Genomic DNA, 17,477 nt, shown 5'->3' with positions numbered 1-17,477 from the left:
CTCAATTGCATCCGCAGGAGGCGCCCGTGCAGCATGCGCTTCCGGCTTCCTTGTCGACTCTCCGCCCGTCGCTCATGAGGTTGCCCATTTTTTCCAGAATGTCCTGGTCGGAAAACGAGGCCGCCTTTTCGCGGATTGTCTTGACGATGGAGAGGCACATCCTGAAATCCCCTTTGCCCGCTCCCTGTTTGAAAGCCTGCTTCAGTTCCCCGGTGGCGTCCGGCGCCGCGTTCGCCGCGGCAAATGCGGCAGCACGAATCATGGCCGCGAGCTTCTGCACGTCCATCTTCCGGCTTTCATCACAAGAGGCCCCGTTTCCTTTCAGGATCCCGGCAAGCCGGTCTTTCATGGACCGGACGGCTTCCGATTTGGCCTCGAATCCGATCCGGCATGCCGACATCAGCTCCTCGGCGGTTACTCCTTGTCCATCGGCAATCCGGAATAGATTTTCTGCGCATTTCTCGCAGCCTCCGCCGATTGCCGCCCCCAGGGCGACCAGGATTTTCTCTCCGTCGCTCATGACGCGTTCTGTCTTTTCCATGGTTCTTGTGACTCCTTTCCGAATTTATTTAGAACCCGGAGAGAGCACTTCCCATGCCATGGCCCGGTCTCCACTTGGGAGAGGTCAACCAAGCTTTGTAACAACACGTATATATTGAGAATATATGCAATGCGTCGGGAGGGCGCGGCGTCACGTCATGTGCAGCACGTTACGATTGGTAACGAATTGTCGGAAGCAGGGTGTTACGGTTGGTAACGGGGGGTAGGGGAGACAGGGGCTCAGCGGGAAGAAGCGGCTCGCGGGATGCCCAGCCTTTTTCGTTTTTCCCACAGGTTCTTGCGGCTGATTCCCAATGTGGCGGCGATTTCCTCTTCGGTATGTGCAGCCTGGAGGGACAGGATCATGTGCCTGGTATAGCCTTCCAGTGACAGCGGCAACAGTACGTCGTCCGCCGCACCGGGTTTCCCGGCAATGATGCCAGGGATTTGAGCTACCTTGATCGGCTCGTCGTCATCCGTCAGGTGAATCGCGTATTCGATCGCGTTTTCCAGCTCGCGTACATTCCCCGGCCACGGATATTCCAGGAGTACCTTGAGCGCCTGCGGCTCGAAGCTGCTTACTTTGCGTCCGTGTTCTTCGCACAGACGCTGCAGAAAGTGGCTGGCGAGCAGGGGGACGTCCTCCGGGCGCTCTCTCAAAGGGGGGAGGGAGATCGGGATCACGTTCAGCCGGAAGAAAAGATCTTCCCGAAATGTGCCTTCGCGAACCGCCTGTTCCAGGTTGCGGTTCGTCGCCGCGATGATGCGCACGTTAAACTTCCGCACTCGATTCTCACCGACGCGACGGGTTTCCCCCTCCTGCAGGAACCGCAGGAGTTTCGCTTGCAGGGGCGCGCGCAGTTCCGCGATCTCGTCGAGAAACAGGGTGCCCTGATCCGCCGTTTCGATCAATCCGATGTGATCCCGGACCGCGCCGGTGAAGGCTCCCTTCACATGGCCGAACAGTTCGGATTCCAGGAGATTCTCAGGAATGGCGCCGCAATTCAGGGACACGAAGGGTTTATCCCGGCGGTTGGAATTGGCGAAGATCGCCCGGGCGACCAGTTCCTTGCCGGTCCCGGATTCTCCATAGATCATGATGGAGCTTGTCGTCGCCGCCACCCGTTCGATCAGCCGGAAAACGGCCTTCATCTTTTTGGACTGGGTGACAATGTTTTCAAACTGCGCCCTGCGCACCATCTCCCGCCGCAGCACACTGAATTCATCCGCGAGACGGACGTGCTGCGTAACGTCCCTGACCGCCTCCACTGCGCCGACAATGTTGCCGTCCGCATCGGAAAGCGGCAGCGACTTGAATTCAACGATCAGAACGTTTCCGTCCGGCAGCCGGATATCACGCACTCCGCTGCGCGGTTTGCCGTCCTTCAATACATCCTGGATGAGACAGTCCTCGCATGGCTCGACACGGCCACGGTAGGCGGCGAAGCATTTTTCGCCGAGACAGGAGCCGTATTGACGCCGAATGATTTCATTCTGGTAAATGATGCAGAGATCCCGATCGATGGCTGTCACACCGTCACTGACTGCATTCATCAGCGAATCGGTAAATTCCTGTGAGAAATGAAGATCCGCCATCGGCCGTTCCTCTTTGTCCGTTTGCTGTTCTCGTGCTCGTTGCCTTGTCGGTTGGGTGAAGCGGAGGTTTGCCTTTTGTACTCCCGTGCCCTTCTCATACCGTACAGGAATGTTCGGCGCCAGTTGAATGAAGGGATTTCCGTCGCCGATTCATATGAAGCGAAACGCGAACCGTATCGGCTTCCGGACCATGTAACGATCGGCATTCTTTCATGTCACATCGGAATAAGGAGTCGGCTCCATCCATTCCCGGGTGATTGCATTTTAATCCTTCATCTGTTTCTTGACCGATTTGATGAAACGTCCGAAGGCCCTGTCCTTCTTCCGTTTATCCAGATAGGACATGTCGTGGTACTCCGTCTCTTTCTTCAGCTTGATATAATTGGAATAGCGATCATGGCTCAATTCGCCGTTTTCGACCGCCGCCCTGACGGCACATCCGGGCTCGTTTGCATGGCTGCAGTCGGTATAGCGGCAATTCGCGGCAAGACGGACAAGGTCTTCAAACCCGATGCCGACTCCCTCGGCGGCCCCGAGAAGGCCAAGCTCCCGCATGCCCGGCGTGTCAATCAACATCGCACCTTCGGGAAGAACGACAAGCTGGCGGCGGGAGGTCGTGTGGGTGCCTTCTCCCGTACCGCTGACGGCCTTCGTATGAAGAGCTTCCCGGCCAAGGAGGCGATTGATCAGGGTCGTTTTCCCGACACCGGATGACCCAAGCAGGCAATAGGTTCTTCCGGAGCAGAGTGTCTGCTGAAACGGCTCCATCCCGTCGCCGCTGATGTTACTGAGGGCGAGCACTTGCGCCTGGGAGACGGAGCGGACGATCGCGATTTTCTCTTCCAATTCATTCCGGGCGATCAGGTCCGTCTTTGTGAGAACAACGATCGGTTCGACATGCCCGTCCGCCGCCATGACCAGATATCGGTCCAGACGTCGGGGATTGAAGTCAAAATGGCATGATTGAACAATGAAAGCCGTATCGATGTTGGCCGCAATCATCTGAAAGTCGACCTGGTCGCCTGCGGTTTTACGGCGCAGGAACGTCTTCCGTGGAAAGATCCTGTGGATGATTGCCGCAGTACCATGGTCGTAGTATTGCACCGTTACCCAATCTCCGACACATGGCAGGTCGACGGAACGTTCGATTTGCCAGGAAAGCTTCCCCCTGAGTTCAGCCGGGACTTCTCCCGATTCATTTCTGATCAGGTATCCACCGCGATCCACTGCCGATATGCGCGCAATGCCCGTACCTTCCTCATGGATTTCGCCCATATGCGGCTCAAACCACTCGTCAAAACCCAGGTCGCTCAATTTCATGTTCATGACGTCACCGGATGCTGAAAATACACGAATTGTATCTATGCTGACTGTAAAAGCATTGAATCTGCCGATCCATAATCAATGAATGCAGGTTCCTGCGGGCAGCGATATAGCATATTCTGCCCAAACCGGATTCCCTTTTCCGCCGCGGATCCTTCAGGAAACACGGTGCTCCTTCCTCGTACTCATCCCGACCAAGCATCAACGATCCTTCGTTCAATCCCAACCTATTGATTTCCATACCGATCATGTCTGGATTCGGAAGCAGACCGTGTTTCTGCGGGAAGCTGGGGGATGGCATCACCATTGCAATATAATGGAGCAGCAAAGGACGTCCCTTTTTTGACGAACAACGCAACTAATCTATTTCGCTAAAGAATATAAGAACAGGCATTAGCATGGGATTGACGGGAGTCATTGTTTTGACACAAATTCAGGTTTAGAGAGGGAGGGCCACGAAGTTATGGAAATAAAACCCACCGGTAATCGTGTACAGGATCTCAATGGAACCAAGACCCAAACTTCCGGCCGGAAAGAGTCAAAATCATTTTCAGCTGAATTGAAGACCGCCATGGGACAGGAGTCGGCAACAACGGCTCCGGTCGGCAACAAGCCGGTTGAATACATTGTCAAGAAGGGGGACAATCTTTGGAATATCGGAAAAACATACAAGATGAATCCTTATCAGATAGCCAGGGATAACGGCTTGTCGAATCCAAATATGATCAGGATCGGCCAGAAATTAATCATAAATTCTTCTTCATCCCAAGCCGCCCAAACTGTACAAACCGTTCAACCCAAAGTGAGCGGGGAAGTGACTGCCAGTTGGTATGGGGCGGAGCATCACAATAAGAAAACGGCCAGTGGACAACGTTTCGATATGCATAAAAACACCCTGGCCCATAAAACATTGCCGATAGGAACGAAAGTGCGGCTCTCCAATCCTGATAACGGAAGGGTTGCCGAAGGAATTGTGAACGATCGTGGACCGTACATCAAGGGTCGGGATGTTGACGTTTCCTATGCGATGGCCAAGCAACTCGGCTTCGTCCAAAAAGGAGTTACAAAGCTCACCATCGAAAAGATATGAGACAGGTCGAAGCCGTCAGGTGCAGCGCGCGATGAAGAACTCGCAGGCATAGAAGTCTGAATACCGACGGTGCATCTCGGGCTCCCCGGCCTGCTCATTCATCCTGTATTCCCTCCCGCTGCCCCTCTCCGATTATCTGCGCGATGGAAGATCCGCTCAGCGGCGCTTTTCTCATGACCGTGGCCGCAATTTCCGGAGAAATCAGCGTCAAACTCCGTGGGATCTGAGTTGTCCGGAACGGAGTGAAATGGGAAAAGGGGTCGGAAAACCTCATGAACGGGCCAGTTCGTCCCGGATGGCGAGGCCGATCTGTTCCAGTACATAGGGCTTCCTGACGTAAGCGCCCGCTCCCAGCTGCTGGGCCGCCCTGACGCGATCCGTCTCGGAAAATCCGCTGACGATGATCGCCTTCTGTTTCGGGTTGATCCTGATAATCCTCTGGTAGGTCTCCAGGCCGTCTATGCCCGGATCCATGATCATGTCCAGAACCAGGATGTCGGCCTTGTTGCCCTCGAGGTATGTCAGCGCCGCTTCACCGCTGGACACCGTGTATACCTCATACCCCAGCTTTGCAAGCAACCCGGCGGCGATATCTCTCTGTTCCGCAATGTCATCGACGACCAGAACCGATTCTCCGTTCCCCATATACCGTTCCATGGGAATTGACTGCCGGGTTGAGGTCATCTCCTCCCGCGTTACCGGGAAGTAAAGGGTAAACGTGGTTCCTTCTCCAATTTTGCTCCGTACATCAATATACCCGTTGTGGTCTTTTACCGTTCCCCAGACGATCGCCAGTCCCAACCCGGTCCCACTTCTGCCCATCTTCTTCCTTGTATAAAAGGGTTCGAATATTTTATCCCGATCCTCCGGAAGGATGCCCAGCCCCGTATCGGATACGCTCAGGACGACATAATCGCCCTCCCGAACCTCATCATAGCCCTTGATTGCCTTGTCGACGTAACGGTTCTCCGTTCTGATGAGGACTTCTCCTTCCCCGGAAATGGATTCCGCGGCATTGGAGACAAGGTTCATCAAAGTCTTTTCCAGATGGACGGAGGAACCTTTTATATTAAGCAGATGATCCTGGCACTCTGTCTTGAAGGTCACTCGGGGATGATAGAATTTCACATTCTCGAACACCGGGGTCTTGAGAAAATCGGAGACGATGTTGTTGAGATTGATCACATCCGAGGTGGTCACCCCGCGCCTGGCCAGGGTGAGAAGGTCCTGGATTATGTTGGCCCCCTTCTCCGTGGACTTTAATATTTTCTCAACATGTTCCCTTGCCCGCTGCCCCTCCGGAATTTCCAGCAGCAGCAATTCCGAATACCCGCTCATGATTCCCAGAATGTTGTTCAGGTCATGGGCTACTCCACCGGCCAGCTGCCCGAGTGCCTCCATCTTCCGGGCGCTGTTCAGCCGCATCTGGAGGGCTTCTCGTTCCGCCTCGGCGTTTTTCCGGTCCGTGATGTCGTATTGGGTAAAGACAATAGCCGGTTTGCCGTTGTATTCGATGGTTGCCGCTCCGACTTCCGCCCACCTGATGCCGCCGTCTTTGGTCAGAACCTGGATTTCATAACTGGCGGGGACCGTTTTGCCTGCCAGTCGATCCTTGCCCCGATGCATGATGAGATCCCGCGACTCCGGGGTGACAAAATCCCAGATCGGCTTGGAGTAGTATTCCTCTTCGCTGTATCCCGACATTCTCAGAACCTCGGGATTGCAATACAGGAAGCGTTCTCCGTCGGTAATTGAAATCCCGACCGTGGATGCCTCCGTCAGATTCCGGAAGTTTCTCTCGCTCTGCCGGAGCGCTTCCTCCGCTCGCTTGCGGGCCGTAATGTCCCTTGCCGTGATCAGGACTCCCGACGGTTTTCCCTGATCGATCAACAGGGCTGATTTGATCTCCAGCGACATGGAGGTGGGGGCCTGGTCGGGTAAGGGGAGTGTCCATTCATAGGACCGGACTCCTTCATATCCCTGGCTTCGTTCCCGCAGCATTTCCATTTGCGGTGCCAGGGTATCCGGGGGGATCAGGTCCGTCACCCGCATCCCGACAATGTTCCTTCCCCCGGCCAGTTGTATCGTTGCCCGATTGGCATAGGTGATGATTCCATTGAAATCGATGGTGAGTATCAAATCGCTCGCCGTTTCCGCCAGGCTGCGGTACTTGTCTTCGCTCTCCCGCAATGCCTCTTCGGCACGATGCCGCTTCTTTTCTTCCTCTAAGAAGAACCAGGCCCTCAATCCGTAATAGGAAAACAGAATGCCGCCGAGCAGCAGCAGGCCGATGACCACGAAAAGCTTGTTCCGGAAATCCTCCAGGGAGGCGATGATTTCGTCTTCCGACGAGGCGACGACAATGGACCAGAATGTATTCCCGAGTTTGATGGGCATGTAGACGGCATGCTTCGTTACGTTTTCCACCTGACTCCCGCGGATTTTATCAAACGTGTAGGTGGTCGACCCCTGAAGGCCTTTGAGCATGTCCTCCGCCATGATCAGGATGGAGGGAAAATCCTTGCAGTTCTCAAATACGGAATGCCCCGTGTGCCCGGGGACGGGACAGTAGAGCTCCGTCCCGTCCCTGCTGATCATCCAGGCATAACCGGAATTCCCGATTTTTATGTCCTCCAGGTAGCGTTTTGCCAGTGCCTGGAAATTGATGGTTATGCCGATCGAACCCTTGTACGTGTTGTTGTGCAGAATGGGCACATGGAGAGCAACGGTGTCATACCCCTGCACGGCGAAGAATACATCGCTGATAACAGGCTTGTGGGTGGTCATAATCTCGCGGATATGCTTCTGCCGGGAAATATTTCTTCCGATGACGGCAGCATTGAACGGATAGGTATAGACAATCTTTCCTTCCGCATCCACACGAGTAATCGCTCGAATTTTATGAGAACTAGCTTCATATAGGAATTCAAAGTATTTCTTGCCCGTCTCATCGAAATCTACAATGGACCTTGCTTTTGACATTGAAACAAAGATGCGTGTCCAATTGTCAAAAAAGTCTTCTATTGCATGTGCGGCATGCCTGGCTTGAATGAATTGTTCGTTATTGACGTTCTTAATCGCTTCCTGTTTGGCATCGTTATAAAATGAAGCGAAGAAATAGATGCTGAGTCCAACAGTGATAATGATCGCCGCCAGAATAAATCTGTGTTTCATTTCCGGCCATCCCCCCATCCATGCGGAATTTTGCCGCCAGTGAAATGGTATGTCCGCATCAATCTATGAAGTGCAGCATGCTCCATTGCTGCGTATGCTTTTTCGACATAAATGAAACCCCGCACCTGTCCGGGAAGCGGGGTTTTTATTCATCGGCCCATGTTAGTCACCACAATGGCAGGGTTAGGCAGGCGTCATATCTGTCAGCATCATTCACGTGTTCCGCATAATACATCTATTTCACTGAGATATTCACAATCTTTTCATGATAAGCCGGATTGTCGCGGTTGACATCGCTGCATGAAAGTTCAGCGAAGGCCGGATCGGTGAAAAACAGGCTCGGCGTGACCACGGCCAGGATTACGGTGATGATTTCGTTTCGGCGTAACACGGTTCTCTCCTCGTTATTCGTCTTCAAAACCATTCCATATCTTCTCCGTGAAGCCGAGGCCCTCTGCGGCCGTTCGTTCCTGATAATTCAAGTCTTTCCAAAATTTATCCGTGCTTGGCGGCGCTTCATTTCTGTCCCATTTGTCCGCCTCCCAGCCGAGGAGAGTCCAGAGTTCTTTTTCTTTGCTGCTCAGATCCGCCCACGACAATTTTTCCCACATTCCCGGATTGCCTTTCATATCCCGAACGTCCATGGCTGCCTCCCTCCTCGGTTGTATTGGTCAGGAACCTTTTACCATAAGGAGTTCGAAAAGAGCATGAATTTTGATCGTATTGGCGGGGCGCTGTGGGGCTTGGGCCCGAGCCGGCCATGGCCGGTGCATGGGGAAGGGGAGGCAAGCGGCGGCGGGCAGAGGCAGCCGGATGATGGAAGGGAAAACCGAGGGGGGAGGCAGGTGGACTCCCCTTTTTCCCATCCCGTTACAGGCCCATCAGGCGGCCGATGATGTCCTTCATGATCTCCGTGGTTCCTCCGGCGATGCTGACCGGCCGCAGATCCGTGTACAGGCGCGCCACTTCGTATTCGGCCATGAAACCGTATCCGCCGTACAACTGGGTGGCATCGTAGGCGATCCGGTTGACCATTTCCGCTGCGGAGGCCTTCAGCATGGAGATTTCCTTTGTTACGTCGGCCCCCTTTGAATACTGAAGGGCGCACTGGTACGCCAGGGCGCGGTTCAGCTCGATCGCCGTTGCCATGTCCGCCAGTTTGTGCCGGACCACCTGGAATTTTGCGATGGGCTTCCCGAATGCCACCCTCTGACGGACGTGATCCAGGACCTTGTCCAGTATGTGCTGGGCTGTCGCCACGCACAGCACCCCGATAGCCAGCCGCTCCATCTGGAAATTAGCCATGATCGCGTAGAATCCGTGTCCCTCGGCGCCGAGGAGATTTTCCGCGGGCACTTCCACCTGATCGAAGAAGATCTCCGCCGTGTCGGAGGCATGCGCCCCGATCTTTTCAAGCTTGCGCGACGTGATTCCGGGCGTTCCCTTCTCGACGACGAACAGCGAAATTCCCTTGTGGGGCGGATTGGCCTTCATGTCCGTTTTGACCGCCGTGACGAGAACGTCTCCGTAATGCCCGTTGGTGATGAACGTCTTCTGGCCGTTGATCAGGTAGCGGTCGCCGACGCGCTCCGCCCGCGTCGTCAGCCCTGACACGTCGGAGCCGGCGCCGGGCTCGGTGACGGCGATGGCGCAGACCTTTTCACCGGCGATGCAGGGGGCCAGCCACTTTTGTTTCTGCTCGTGGGAGCCCAGGAGATTGATGTACGTCGTGGACATGTCGTTATGGCCGGTCACGGCGAGACAGAAGCCGCCGGCGCCGCTGCGGGCCATCTCCTCGTTCAGCACGACGCGGTACAGCTCATCCGCTCCGGAGCCTCCGTACGCCGGGTCATAGCAGAATCCAAGGAAACCCAGACGTCCCATTTCCTGCCAGACCTCCCGTGGAATCCGGCGCTCCCTTGCCCATTCCTCCGCATACGGCGTCACCCTGTCTGCCAGAAAACGCCGAATCTGCTCCCTGAATTGCTGATGCTCCGGATGAAAAACGTTGTAATCCATGAAACGGCTCCTTTTTCAGATGTGGGGAATTTACCCGATAAAGATGCAAGCAATGAATCTGCCAGACTCCCTGTGCGGGCGGTTCATGTTTACCGTTATCATGATCCTTTTGATAATGGCGGCTTAGGGGGTCATCCCCGATTCCGTTTCATGGGGTGGTGTCCGGGCAATTCCCTCTGATCCGGCTGATATTCATCCACCGCGGCCTTTTCAGTAGGAATACGGCCTGCTGTGTCTGGAGTTAGCTGAATGTATCCCGGAGGATGGATGGGCGGTACGGATTGGACCGGCAACCGGTCCGGATTCACCCTGCGGTCCTGATTCCCCAGGGTTAAACGGGATCTCGACGAAAGGATCTCATTTTGTTTGCGAGATCAATCTCAAACGCATGACCGGGGCAGGGGAGAGAAAGGAAGAATGAACGGCTCCCGGCAGAGCTATATCTTGAAATACCCGCTGATGCCCATCAGGATGGTCTGGACGGCCAGGGCGGCCAGGATCACCCCCATGACGCGCGTCACGACGTCGATGCCCGTTTTCCCCAGCCATTTCTGAAAGAACGAGGCGCTCAGCAGCGTCAGCCAGGTAAGGGCAAGGGCCGCCAGAAGTACGCACGCAATCACGGCCTGTTCCTGCGGCGCATAAAGATCGTTGTCGGTCTGCAGGACGACGGCCATGATCGTTCCCGGCCCGGCGATATAGGGCATGGCGATGGGAAAGACTGCGGGATCGCCCGCCGGCGGCCTGCTTTTGTCTTTTTCATCCAGGTGGATACCCTCCACCTCCGCCGCCAGAATCATCCTCAGCGAGACCAGGAGAAGCACGAGGCCGCCGGCAACGCGGAATGCATGAAGCCCGATGCCCAGATAGTCGAAAAGGATTTGTCCCAGGGCGATGAAGAAGATGAGGATAACGGCCGAGATGACAATGGCCTTGGCGGCGATGCGTCGCTGTTCGATGGCGGTTCTGCCCTGGGTAGCGGTCAGAAAAAGAGGAACGGTGCCGATCGGGTCGATGACAACAATGAAGATGACAGCAGCTTCGATAATATGCTTTAACAATCCTATACTCCGGTGACAGGGTCTGCAAACACGGGCACAACCTAGATCATTTCAGAAGAGCAGGCCAGAAAAAAGCATGGGCAGGCGACGGGCCCCGACGGGGGGCCGCTGCCTGCGCAAGATCACTCGAAAAGGAGGATGAAATGAAACGATTTTATCTCATTGCGGCCCTGCTGGCCCTGGTTCTGCTCACTGCCTGTGTGGGCCCCCAGGTCAAGCTTTTCCCGGACGCGAAGGATCCCCTGAAGGAGTTCACCATCGAAGGTGCCGGCGCGGACAAGATCCTGCTGATCCCCGTCAGGGGGCTGATTTCCGACAGTCCCAGAGAGGGCCTGATCACCAGCAATCCGAGCCTGGTCCAGGAGGTTGTCTCCCAGTTGAGGAAGGCCGAGAAGGACAAGCGCATCAAGGCGGTCCTGTTCAAGGTCAACACGCCGGGAGGCACCATCACAGCCAGTGACATCCTGTATCACGAGATATCGGCCTACAAGCAAAGGACGTCGGCGAAGGTCGTCTCCGCCATGATGGATATGGCAACCTCAGGCGGATACTACCTGTCCTTGCCGGCCGACTTGATCATGGCGCATCCGACCACCTTGACGGGTTCGGTGGGCGTCATTTTCATCCAGCCCAAAGCCATGGGACTGATGGGAAAGATCGGCCTGGGCGTGGATGTGCAGAAGTTCGGAAAGAACAAGGACATGGGCTCACCCTTCCGGGAGAGTACGGCGGAAGAGCAGAAACTCCTTCAGGCGACCGTCGACCGCCTCGGAGATCGCTTCGTTTCGCTGGTCAGGAAGCACCGCAAACTGGATCCGCAGGCGCTGGCGGATATGTCCACGGCCCGGATCTTCCTGGCCGAGGAGGCACTGAAAGCGGGCATGATCGACCGGATCGGCTACCTGAGCGATGCCGTGAAAGAAACGAAAAAGCTGGCCGGCCTGCCGGATGACGCCCGGGTCGTGGTGTATCGCCGCGAAGAGTATCCCGACGACAATCTCTACAACATCGCGACGGCCGCGGCCGGAGGGTCAAAGCTTTCCTTGATCAACGTCGAGCTGCCGGAGATCCTGAACCTGACGACGGGATTCTACTACCTCTGGCCGGGGGCGATTGGGGGGGAACGGTAACCGCGCACAGGAAGCGGCGTTCGCAGCATATGCCCGCAAACAATTTGCAATGCCGCTCGTTGAGAGAAAGACAAGTCAGGAACAGATATGGGAAAAAGAAATCGAAGCCCGGGGGCTCCGGAACTGAAGAAGCGGATTCAGGAACTGATCGATCTTCAAGGTGGCGGATACAACTCGGACCTGGTGGCCGATATCGTCGAAAGTGCCCTGAAGCTCCTCACGGACGTGGAGCACCGTGGTGATGTTCGCGTCGTTCAAACGGCGATCCGGGAACTGCGCTACGCCTTCAAACTGTTTGCCCCCTATGCCGATACGCGCAAGGTGACTCTGTTCGGGTCCGCTCGAACCCAACCGAGCAAACCGGAGTATCGGCAGGCCGTTGAGTTTGCGCGGCGCATTGCCGAGGAGGGCTGGATGGTCATCACCGGCGCCGGTCCCGGCATCATGCAGGCCGGACACGAGGGCGCCGGCAGCGAAAAAAGCTTTGGCGCCAACATCCGTCTTCCCTGGGAACAGAATGCCAATCCCGTTATCGAAAGAGACAGCAAGCTCATCACCTTCAAATACTTCTTCACTCGAAAACTGACGTTTATGCGCCATTCCGATGCCATCGTCCTTTTCCCCGGCGGCTTCGGCACCCTGGACGAATGCTATGAAGCCATCACGTTGATGCAGACAGGGAAGAGCCGCCTCATGCCGCTGGTTCTGATCGATCGGCCGGGAGGGACCTACTGGAAAACCTGGGACAAACATATCCGTGAACATCTGCTGAGAAACCAGTTCATTTCCCGGGATGATTTCGAGCTTTACGAGATGGTGGACGACGTGGAAGCCGCGGTTAGAACCATCACCCGCTTCTACCGCAATTTCCACTCCATGCGGTTCGTGAAAGACCTCCTTGTCATCCGGATGGAATTCGCTCCTACCGATCATGCAATCGACGGGCTCAACATCGACTTCCAGGACATCATCAGCCGGGGGAGGGTGCAGCGGATCGAGCCGACGCCCGAAGAGCGGGAGGATGGATCGGACCTGGAGTACCCGCGCATCGCCTTCGAATTCAACAGGCGCGATTACGGCCGGCTCCGGCAGATGATCCAGGTCATCAACAGTTTCTAATTGGAGAAGCGGTAGGAATCGCCACGCTCTCCAATGGCGATCGCCGGGCTTATACAACCGTGTCTTGTCGGGCAAAAATGGAATATCCGGCAACGCCGGGGGAAGGATTGCACATGGATCGAAACGTGGGTACCATCGACAGGATCGTTCGGCTCTTGATCGCGGTTCTTTTCATTGTCGCCAATATCGCGGGGTGGGTGACGGGAATCACGGGTCTCGTCCTTGCCGTCCTTGCCGGCATGCTTCTCTCGAGCGTAGCCTCGGGACACTGCCCGCTCTATAAAATGCTGGGAATCAGGAAAACAGTCTAACCGGAATGGATCATCCGTAAGATAGAAGAAAAGGCTTCCTGCCGTGAGCAAAACGATTCGTGCGGTTCTGTTCGATCTGGACGACACGCTCCTGGAAAACGACATGCACCGTTTTGTGAGAGAGTATTTTGGATTGCTGACCCCGCATATGGCACATCTGGTTCCCCCGAAGGAATTCGTGTCCGCGCTCTTTCATGCAACCTCTGCGATGATTCAAAACGCTGACCCTGCTCTGACGAACCGGCAGGTGTTCATCGATCATTTCTTCCCGAGGGTCGGACGGACGGCGGAAGAAATGATGCATCTCTTCGACGAATTCTATGCGAAGCCGTATGGCACTCTCCGATCGCTCACCCGTCCCAACCCTTCGGCCCGCGCGGCCATCCAGGCTGCTCTCGATACAGGGTGTGACGTGGTCATCGCCACGAATCCAATCTTTCCCGAGACGGCGATCCGGCAGCGGATGGAATGGGCTGATGTCTCCGATTTTCCTTTCAAGCTGGTCACATCTTACGAAACGATGCACTCTGCCAAACCGAATCCCAATTATTACCGGGAGATTGTCGGACTCATCGGACGGCGTCCGGAAGAATGCATCATGGTGGGCGACGATTGGGGCAACGACATGGCGCCTGCGATGAAGGCCGGTCTGCAGGTTTACTGGGTCAATAATGCGACTGAATCGAGGAAGGCCGTTGATACTCCTGCGAGAGGGACCCTGGTCGAGTTCGGGAAGTGGTTTCTCGGAACGGGCAGAGAATAGGCATTCCGTTATGATCCGAACACGGGAGGTGCCACAGTGGAACTGTCAGACGTTATCGCATCACGGAGGAGCATACGAAAATTCAGGGACGAGGATATATCGGCTGATACCGTCCGCCTGCTCCTGGATGCCGCCAGGCTTGCCCCTTCGGGGTCAAACGTCCAGCCCGCGCGCTTCGTCGTCGCACAATCGGCTGCCGCGAAGGAGGCCCTCGGCCGGTGTACGCCCTACAAGTTCATCGTCAAGGCAGCGGTTGTCTTTGTGTGCTGCGCCGACCTGACGGCCATGGCGGCAAGGGAGGGGCGTATCGGAGAACTGCTGAAGGAAGGCGTCTTCGAGGGGGTGGATATCGACATGAATGACCCGGCCGCCGTCAGCCCCGCCATGGACGAGGAAGCGGTCAAGGCCTACCTTGCCATGAATGTGGCGATCGCCGTGGAGCACATCGTTCTGAAGGCCGTCGATCTGGGGCTGGGCAGTTGCTGGCTTGGAAGGTTCGATCGCAAGAAAGTAAAGATGGAGTTGGCACTGGATGAGAACGTCCACCCGGTGGTGCTTTTGCCGGTGGGTCATCCCGATCAGTCACCCAGGGCAAGGCCGCGCCTTGCTCTGGACAAGTTGGTCCTGAAGACAATCTGAGCAAACACCTAATATTAAAGACCCGAGGAGGTATCAGGATGAACAATGATTCATTGGTCGTTCTCTGGACAAGCGGGGATAGGGAAGTCGCGACGAAAATGGTGTTTATGTATACCTTGAATGCAAAGAAGAAAAAGTGGTGGGATGCCGTCACGTTAATCGTCTGGGGCCCTTCATCGAAATTGCTGAGTGAGGATGCCGAATTGCAACAGAAGATCGCTGAAATGAAAGCGGAAGGGATTAAACTGGAAGCCTGTAAAGCGTGTTCAGATCAATATGGCGTTTCAAGCTCTCTTGAGAATCTTGGGATCGAAGTGAAATATATGGGGATGCCTTTGACGGATTATATCAAGAAAGGCGAACACATACTGACATTCTAGTGACAACGGGTATCCGTTACCTTTGGCTTATCTCTTCAACAAAATCCGTTAACGTCCCGATCTTGACGCAGTCATTTCGTTGACGTTGCGGTCGGTCAAATTCGTGCGATTACACAGATAATCTGTGATCGTCATTATCTCGCCTGAGTCGTCCCCTGCCCGCTCCTGTTGTAATTACGTAAGTGATAAAGACAAGTTGGAGTCTAATCGGTTCCGGTCTCCACGTGTTGTCCTGTCGCTCGCATGTTCCAGTCATTCGATCACAAATGGCTGATCAGGTCATTGGCCGTCTTGGCATTTATTATGCTTAAGCATGCTTTTACTGAAGGCAGCAGTGCCCGTGCGAATTGATTTTTCATGTGAATGCTGTGAACTACGTCTATTGGGTCTTCGAATGAGGCGATTCGGATGTACACTGGCGATTCTTTTAACCGCTTGTTTTTTAAGCGGCTGTGCGCTCGTGAAGGTAAGGGAGGATGTTCAGTTTTCGAAAGATTCTTCCCTCCTTTTCGGTGAAATCGTCAGCAGATCCCCCATCACAAAACCAGTCTTCGCAATCGCCTACAGCATGGACGACGGCCGCCTTTCCGTCGGCGATTACACCGTGCTGTCGGAGCCCGGGCCTTACGAACTCCTCGTTCGGCAGGGGCGATACCGGATTTTTGCATTCGAAGACGCCAACGGCAATTATGCCTATGATCCGGGAGAATGGGCGGGTCATTATGGAAAGGGAGCCCCCCTCTCACCTCAGGCAGGAGGAGTCGCATGGGGACTCGACTTCGAGATCTCACCGGATGGTGCACAGCATGTTCCTCCGTTCGCCGGTCCCCTGACATTATATTCCGGCGGAAAGAGAAAGCATTCAACGTCGGCAGGCGCACTCGCCGATCTGGACGATCCCTCCTTCTCCGCGGAACAGGGAGAGAAGGCGTTCTGGGAGCCCCTGGATTCGTTTCAATATACCGGCTGCAGCATATATTTTCTTGAACCTTACAATCCCCAAAAAATACCGGTGCTTTTTGTCCATGGCGCAGCGGGTTCCCCGCAGGACTGGAAGTATTTCCTAAAGGCCCTGGACCGTTCCCGTTATCAGCCCTGGATATTTCATTATCCTTCGGGGGCCCGGCTTGAAACGACATCTTTTTTCCTGAGAAAGAAGCTGTACGATCTCTACGGGAAATACAATTTCGATCAATTGTTCGTCGTGGCTCACAGCATGGGCGGCCTGGTTTCCCGGTCGGCCCTGATCGAGAAGGATCTGCACAACCGGAGCGTGAAGCTCTTCCTCTCGATCTCGACGCCCTGGAACGGTGAAAAAAGAGCGAAAACCGGCGTAGAAAACTCTCCCGCTGTCATCCCCAGCTGGAAAGACATGGAGCCGAACAGCGATTTCATCCGCCATGTCTTTTCCAGGAAAATCCCCGACCATATCCGATATTACCTCTTCTTCGGTCACAAGGGTGGGGGGAGTCTTTTTCGTGAGAACAACGACAACACCGTGACGCTGGAAAGCATGCTCGACCCGAGAGCACAGGCCGATGCACTGAAGGTAATGGGCTTCAACGAAGATCACATCAGCATTCTCAGCAGTCCTGAAGTCTTTCAACAGTACGAGGCAATCGCGGAATCGACGGAAGCCAACATCAAGAAGAACATGACCTCCTCCCGCGGATATGTCGATGTCCGGCACAGCTTTCGCCCACCGGATACGACGATCCCCCTGCAGATGTCGCTGGTACTCGTACCCGCGAAAGGAGACGCCCAGGAAACGCAATTCAAGCTGAATCCTTCGACGCTGAGGCAGGAAACCGGGGCGATCCTGCCCGGCGATTACGAAGCGACCCTCTGCGCGCTGGGTTTCAAATCCGAGCCGGCAAATCTTCCCGTGTCCATCAATGCCGGGAAGATCACCGATGTCCGTTACACCCTGATCCCCCAGGGCATGGTTGCCGGTATCATTACGGCCGCTGCCGGGGCTGCCGACAGCTACTGGGGATACTTTCTGGAACTGTCCGGGAAACACAAAGTCCGCTCCGTCACCCTTGAAGGAATGGGGATCAGGCGCTCGCTCATCCCTTCGGACGGCATGAGCGAAAAGGAAGTGCTGAAGACGTTTCTTTCGTCGAAGGATTATCTCTCCCGGAACGGCTTTGTATTCTTTGATCTTCCTGCCGGAGATTATACCCTGGCCATTCACGCTGACGGTTGCGAACTTTATACCGCGAAGGTCTCCGTCAAACCGGGCGAATTTACACCGCCGCCGCCTTTCAGGCTCATCACGAAATAAGGCGGGCGACGTGGCAAGAGACTCTTCCATGGCCCGGGATCTCGC

At 55.2% G+C, this 17,477-nt stretch carries 16 protein-coding genes; 8 read left to right on the top strand and 8 right to left on the bottom strand.

Annotated features, from left to right (window positions below; genetic code table 11):
• Nucleotide 1: 1 nt before the first annotated feature.
• The 3 genes from HPY65_15550 to rsgA all read right to left on the bottom strand — a co-directional run bounded on the left by HPY65_15550 (nucleotide 2) and on the right by rsgA (nucleotide 3,456).
• The gene (locus tag HPY65_15550) at nucleotides 2-541 is read right to left on the bottom strand and encodes a hypothetical protein (protein NPU85891.1); all 540 of its coding nucleotides are present in this window, start codon (nucleotides 539-541) and stop codon (nucleotides 2-4) included.
• 239 nt (nucleotides 542-780) lie between these two features.
• Complete coding sequence (locus HPY65_15545) at nucleotides 781-2,136, bottom strand: sigma 54-interacting transcriptional regulator (protein NPU85890.1); 1,356 nt, start codon at nucleotides 2,134-2,136, stop codon at nucleotides 781-783.
• Between the two features lie 264 nt (nucleotides 2,137-2,400).
• A complete protein-coding gene (gene rsgA / locus HPY65_15540; GenBank protein ID NPU85889.1) occupies nucleotides 2,401-3,456 on the bottom strand; it encodes a ribosome small subunit-dependent GTPase A in 1,056 nt (351 codons plus the stop codon).
• Nucleotides 3,457-3,922: 466 nt separating this feature from the next.
• Between rsgA and HPY65_15535 the strand changes: the two genes are divergently transcribed.
• A complete protein-coding gene (locus HPY65_15535; protein ID NPU85888.1) occupies nucleotides 3,923-4,549 on the top strand; it encodes a septal ring lytic transglycosylase RlpA family protein in 627 nt (208 codons plus the stop codon).
• Between the two features lie 270 nt (nucleotides 4,550-4,819).
• Here HPY65_15535 and HPY65_15530 read toward each other — a convergent pair whose 3' ends face one another.
• The 5 genes from HPY65_15530 to HPY65_15510 all read right to left on the bottom strand — a co-directional run bounded on the left by HPY65_15530 (nucleotide 4,820) and on the right by HPY65_15510 (nucleotide 10,803).
• Complete coding sequence (locus HPY65_15530; GenBank protein ID NPU85887.1) at nucleotides 4,820-7,723, bottom strand: PAS domain S-box protein; 2,904 nt, start codon at nucleotides 7,721-7,723, stop codon at nucleotides 4,820-4,822.
• Nucleotides 7,724-7,958: 235 nt separating this feature from the next.
• Nucleotides 7,959-8,147 (bottom strand): hypothetical protein, encoded by a 189-nt coding sequence (locus HPY65_15525; GenBank protein ID NPU85886.1) that lies wholly within the window; start codon nucleotides 8,145-8,147, stop codon nucleotides 7,959-7,961.
• On the bottom strand, nucleotides 8,128-8,367 hold the full coding sequence (locus HPY65_15520; protein ID NPU85885.1) for a hypothetical protein: 240 nt from the start codon (nucleotides 8,365-8,367) through the stop codon (nucleotides 8,128-8,130). Before HPY65_15520 ends, HPY65_15525 begins: the two co-directional genes overlap by 20 nt.
• Nucleotides 8,368-8,593: 226 nt before the next feature.
• A complete protein-coding gene (locus HPY65_15515; GenBank protein NPU85884.1) occupies nucleotides 8,594-9,742 on the bottom strand; it encodes an acyl-CoA dehydrogenase in 1,149 nt (382 codons plus the stop codon).
• A gap of 437 nt (nucleotides 9,743-10,179) precedes the next feature.
• Nucleotides 10,180-10,803: a MarC family protein gene (locus HPY65_15510; GenBank protein NPU85883.1), complete on the bottom strand. Its 624-nt coding sequence runs from the start codon at nucleotides 10,801-10,803 to the stop codon at nucleotides 10,180-10,182.
• Nucleotides 10,804-10,946: 143 nt separating this feature from the next.
• On the opposite strand from HPY65_15510, the gene sppA reads away from it, so the two are divergent.
• The 7 genes from sppA (at nucleotide 10,947) to HPY65_15475 (ending at nucleotide 17,432) form a co-directional block, all read left to right on the top strand.
• Nucleotides 10,947-11,933 (top strand): signal peptide peptidase SppA, encoded by a 987-nt coding sequence (sppA, locus tag HPY65_15505; protein NPU85882.1) that lies wholly within the window; start codon nucleotides 10,947-10,949, stop codon nucleotides 11,931-11,933.
• An 87-nt stretch (nucleotides 11,934-12,020) separates the two neighbouring features.
• The gene (locus HPY65_15500) at nucleotides 12,021-13,052 is read left to right on the top strand and encodes a TIGR00730 family Rossman fold protein (protein ID NPU85881.1); all 1,032 of its coding nucleotides are present in this window, start codon (nucleotides 12,021-12,023) and stop codon (nucleotides 13,050-13,052) included.
• 113 nt (nucleotides 13,053-13,165) lie between these two features.
• Nucleotides 13,166-13,363 (top strand): DUF2892 domain-containing protein, encoded by a 198-nt coding sequence (locus HPY65_15495; protein ID NPU85880.1) that lies wholly within the window; start codon nucleotides 13,166-13,168, stop codon nucleotides 13,361-13,363.
• A 43-nt stretch (nucleotides 13,364-13,406) separates the two neighbouring features.
• Nucleotides 13,407-14,126, top strand: a complete 720-nt coding sequence (locus tag HPY65_15490) for an HAD family hydrolase (protein ID NPU85879.1) — start codon at nucleotides 13,407-13,409, stop codon at nucleotides 14,124-14,126.
• A 36-nt stretch (nucleotides 14,127-14,162) separates the two neighbouring features.
• Complete coding sequence (locus HPY65_15485; protein ID NPU85878.1) at nucleotides 14,163-14,765, top strand: oxidoreductase; 603 nt, start codon at nucleotides 14,163-14,165, stop codon at nucleotides 14,763-14,765.
• A gap of 38 nt (nucleotides 14,766-14,803) precedes the next feature.
• Entirely contained in the window at nucleotides 14,804-15,145 is a 342-nt protein-coding gene (locus HPY65_15480; protein NPU85877.1) for a DsrE family protein, read from the top strand.
• Between the two features lie 460 nt (nucleotides 15,146-15,605).
• A complete protein-coding gene (locus HPY65_15475) occupies nucleotides 15,606-17,432 on the top strand; it encodes an alpha/beta hydrolase (protein NPU85876.1) in 1,827 nt (608 codons plus the stop codon).
• Nucleotides 17,433-17,477: the final 45 nt, after the last annotated feature.

The sequence above is a fragment of the Syntrophaceae bacterium genome (assembly GCA_013177825.1).
Lineage (GTDB): Bacteria > Desulfobacterota > Syntrophia > Syntrophales > PHBD01 > PHBD01.
The sequence above is the reverse complement of the archived record's forward strand: the minus strand, read 5'-3'. Positions and strand labels throughout refer to the sequence as shown.

Coding starts and splice junctions, on each gene's coding strand:
- HPY65_15550 (NPU85891.1), bottom strand. CDS start 541: ATGGAAAAGACAGAACGCGTCATGAGCGACGGAGAGAAAATCCTGGTC.
- HPY65_15545 (NPU85890.1), bottom strand. CDS start 2,136: ATGGCGGATCTTCATTTCTCACAGGAATTTACCGATTCGCTGATGAAT.
- rsgA (NPU85889.1), bottom strand. CDS start 3,456: ATGAAATTGAGCGACCTGGGTTTTGACGAGTGGTTTGAGCCGCATATG.
- HPY65_15535 (NPU85888.1), top strand. CDS start 3,923: ATGGAAATAAAACCCACCGGTAATCGTGTACAGGATCTCAATGGAACC.
- HPY65_15530 (NPU85887.1), bottom strand. CDS start 7,723: ATGAAACACAGATTTATTCTGGCGGCGATCATTATCACTGTTGGACTC.
- HPY65_15525 (NPU85886.1), bottom strand. CDS start 8,147: ATGGTTTTGAAGACGAATAACGAGGAGAGAACCGTGTTACGCCGAAAC.
- HPY65_15520 (NPU85885.1), bottom strand. CDS start 8,367: ATGGACGTTCGGGATATGAAAGGCAATCCGGGAATGTGGGAAAAATTG.
- HPY65_15515 (NPU85884.1), bottom strand. CDS start 9,742: ATGGATTACAACGTTTTTCATCCGGAGCATCAGCAATTCAGGGAGCAG.
- sppA (NPU85882.1), top strand. CDS start 10,947: ATGAAACGATTTTATCTCATTGCGGCCCTGCTGGCCCTGGTTCTGCTC.
- HPY65_15500 (NPU85881.1), top strand. CDS start 12,021: ATGGGAAAAAGAAATCGAAGCCCGGGGGCTCCGGAACTGAAGAAGCGG.
- HPY65_15495 (NPU85880.1), top strand. CDS start 13,166: ATGGATCGAAACGTGGGTACCATCGACAGGATCGTTCGGCTCTTGATC.
- HPY65_15480 (NPU85877.1), top strand. CDS start 14,804: ATGAACAATGATTCATTGGTCGTTCTCTGGACAAGCGGGGATAGGGAA.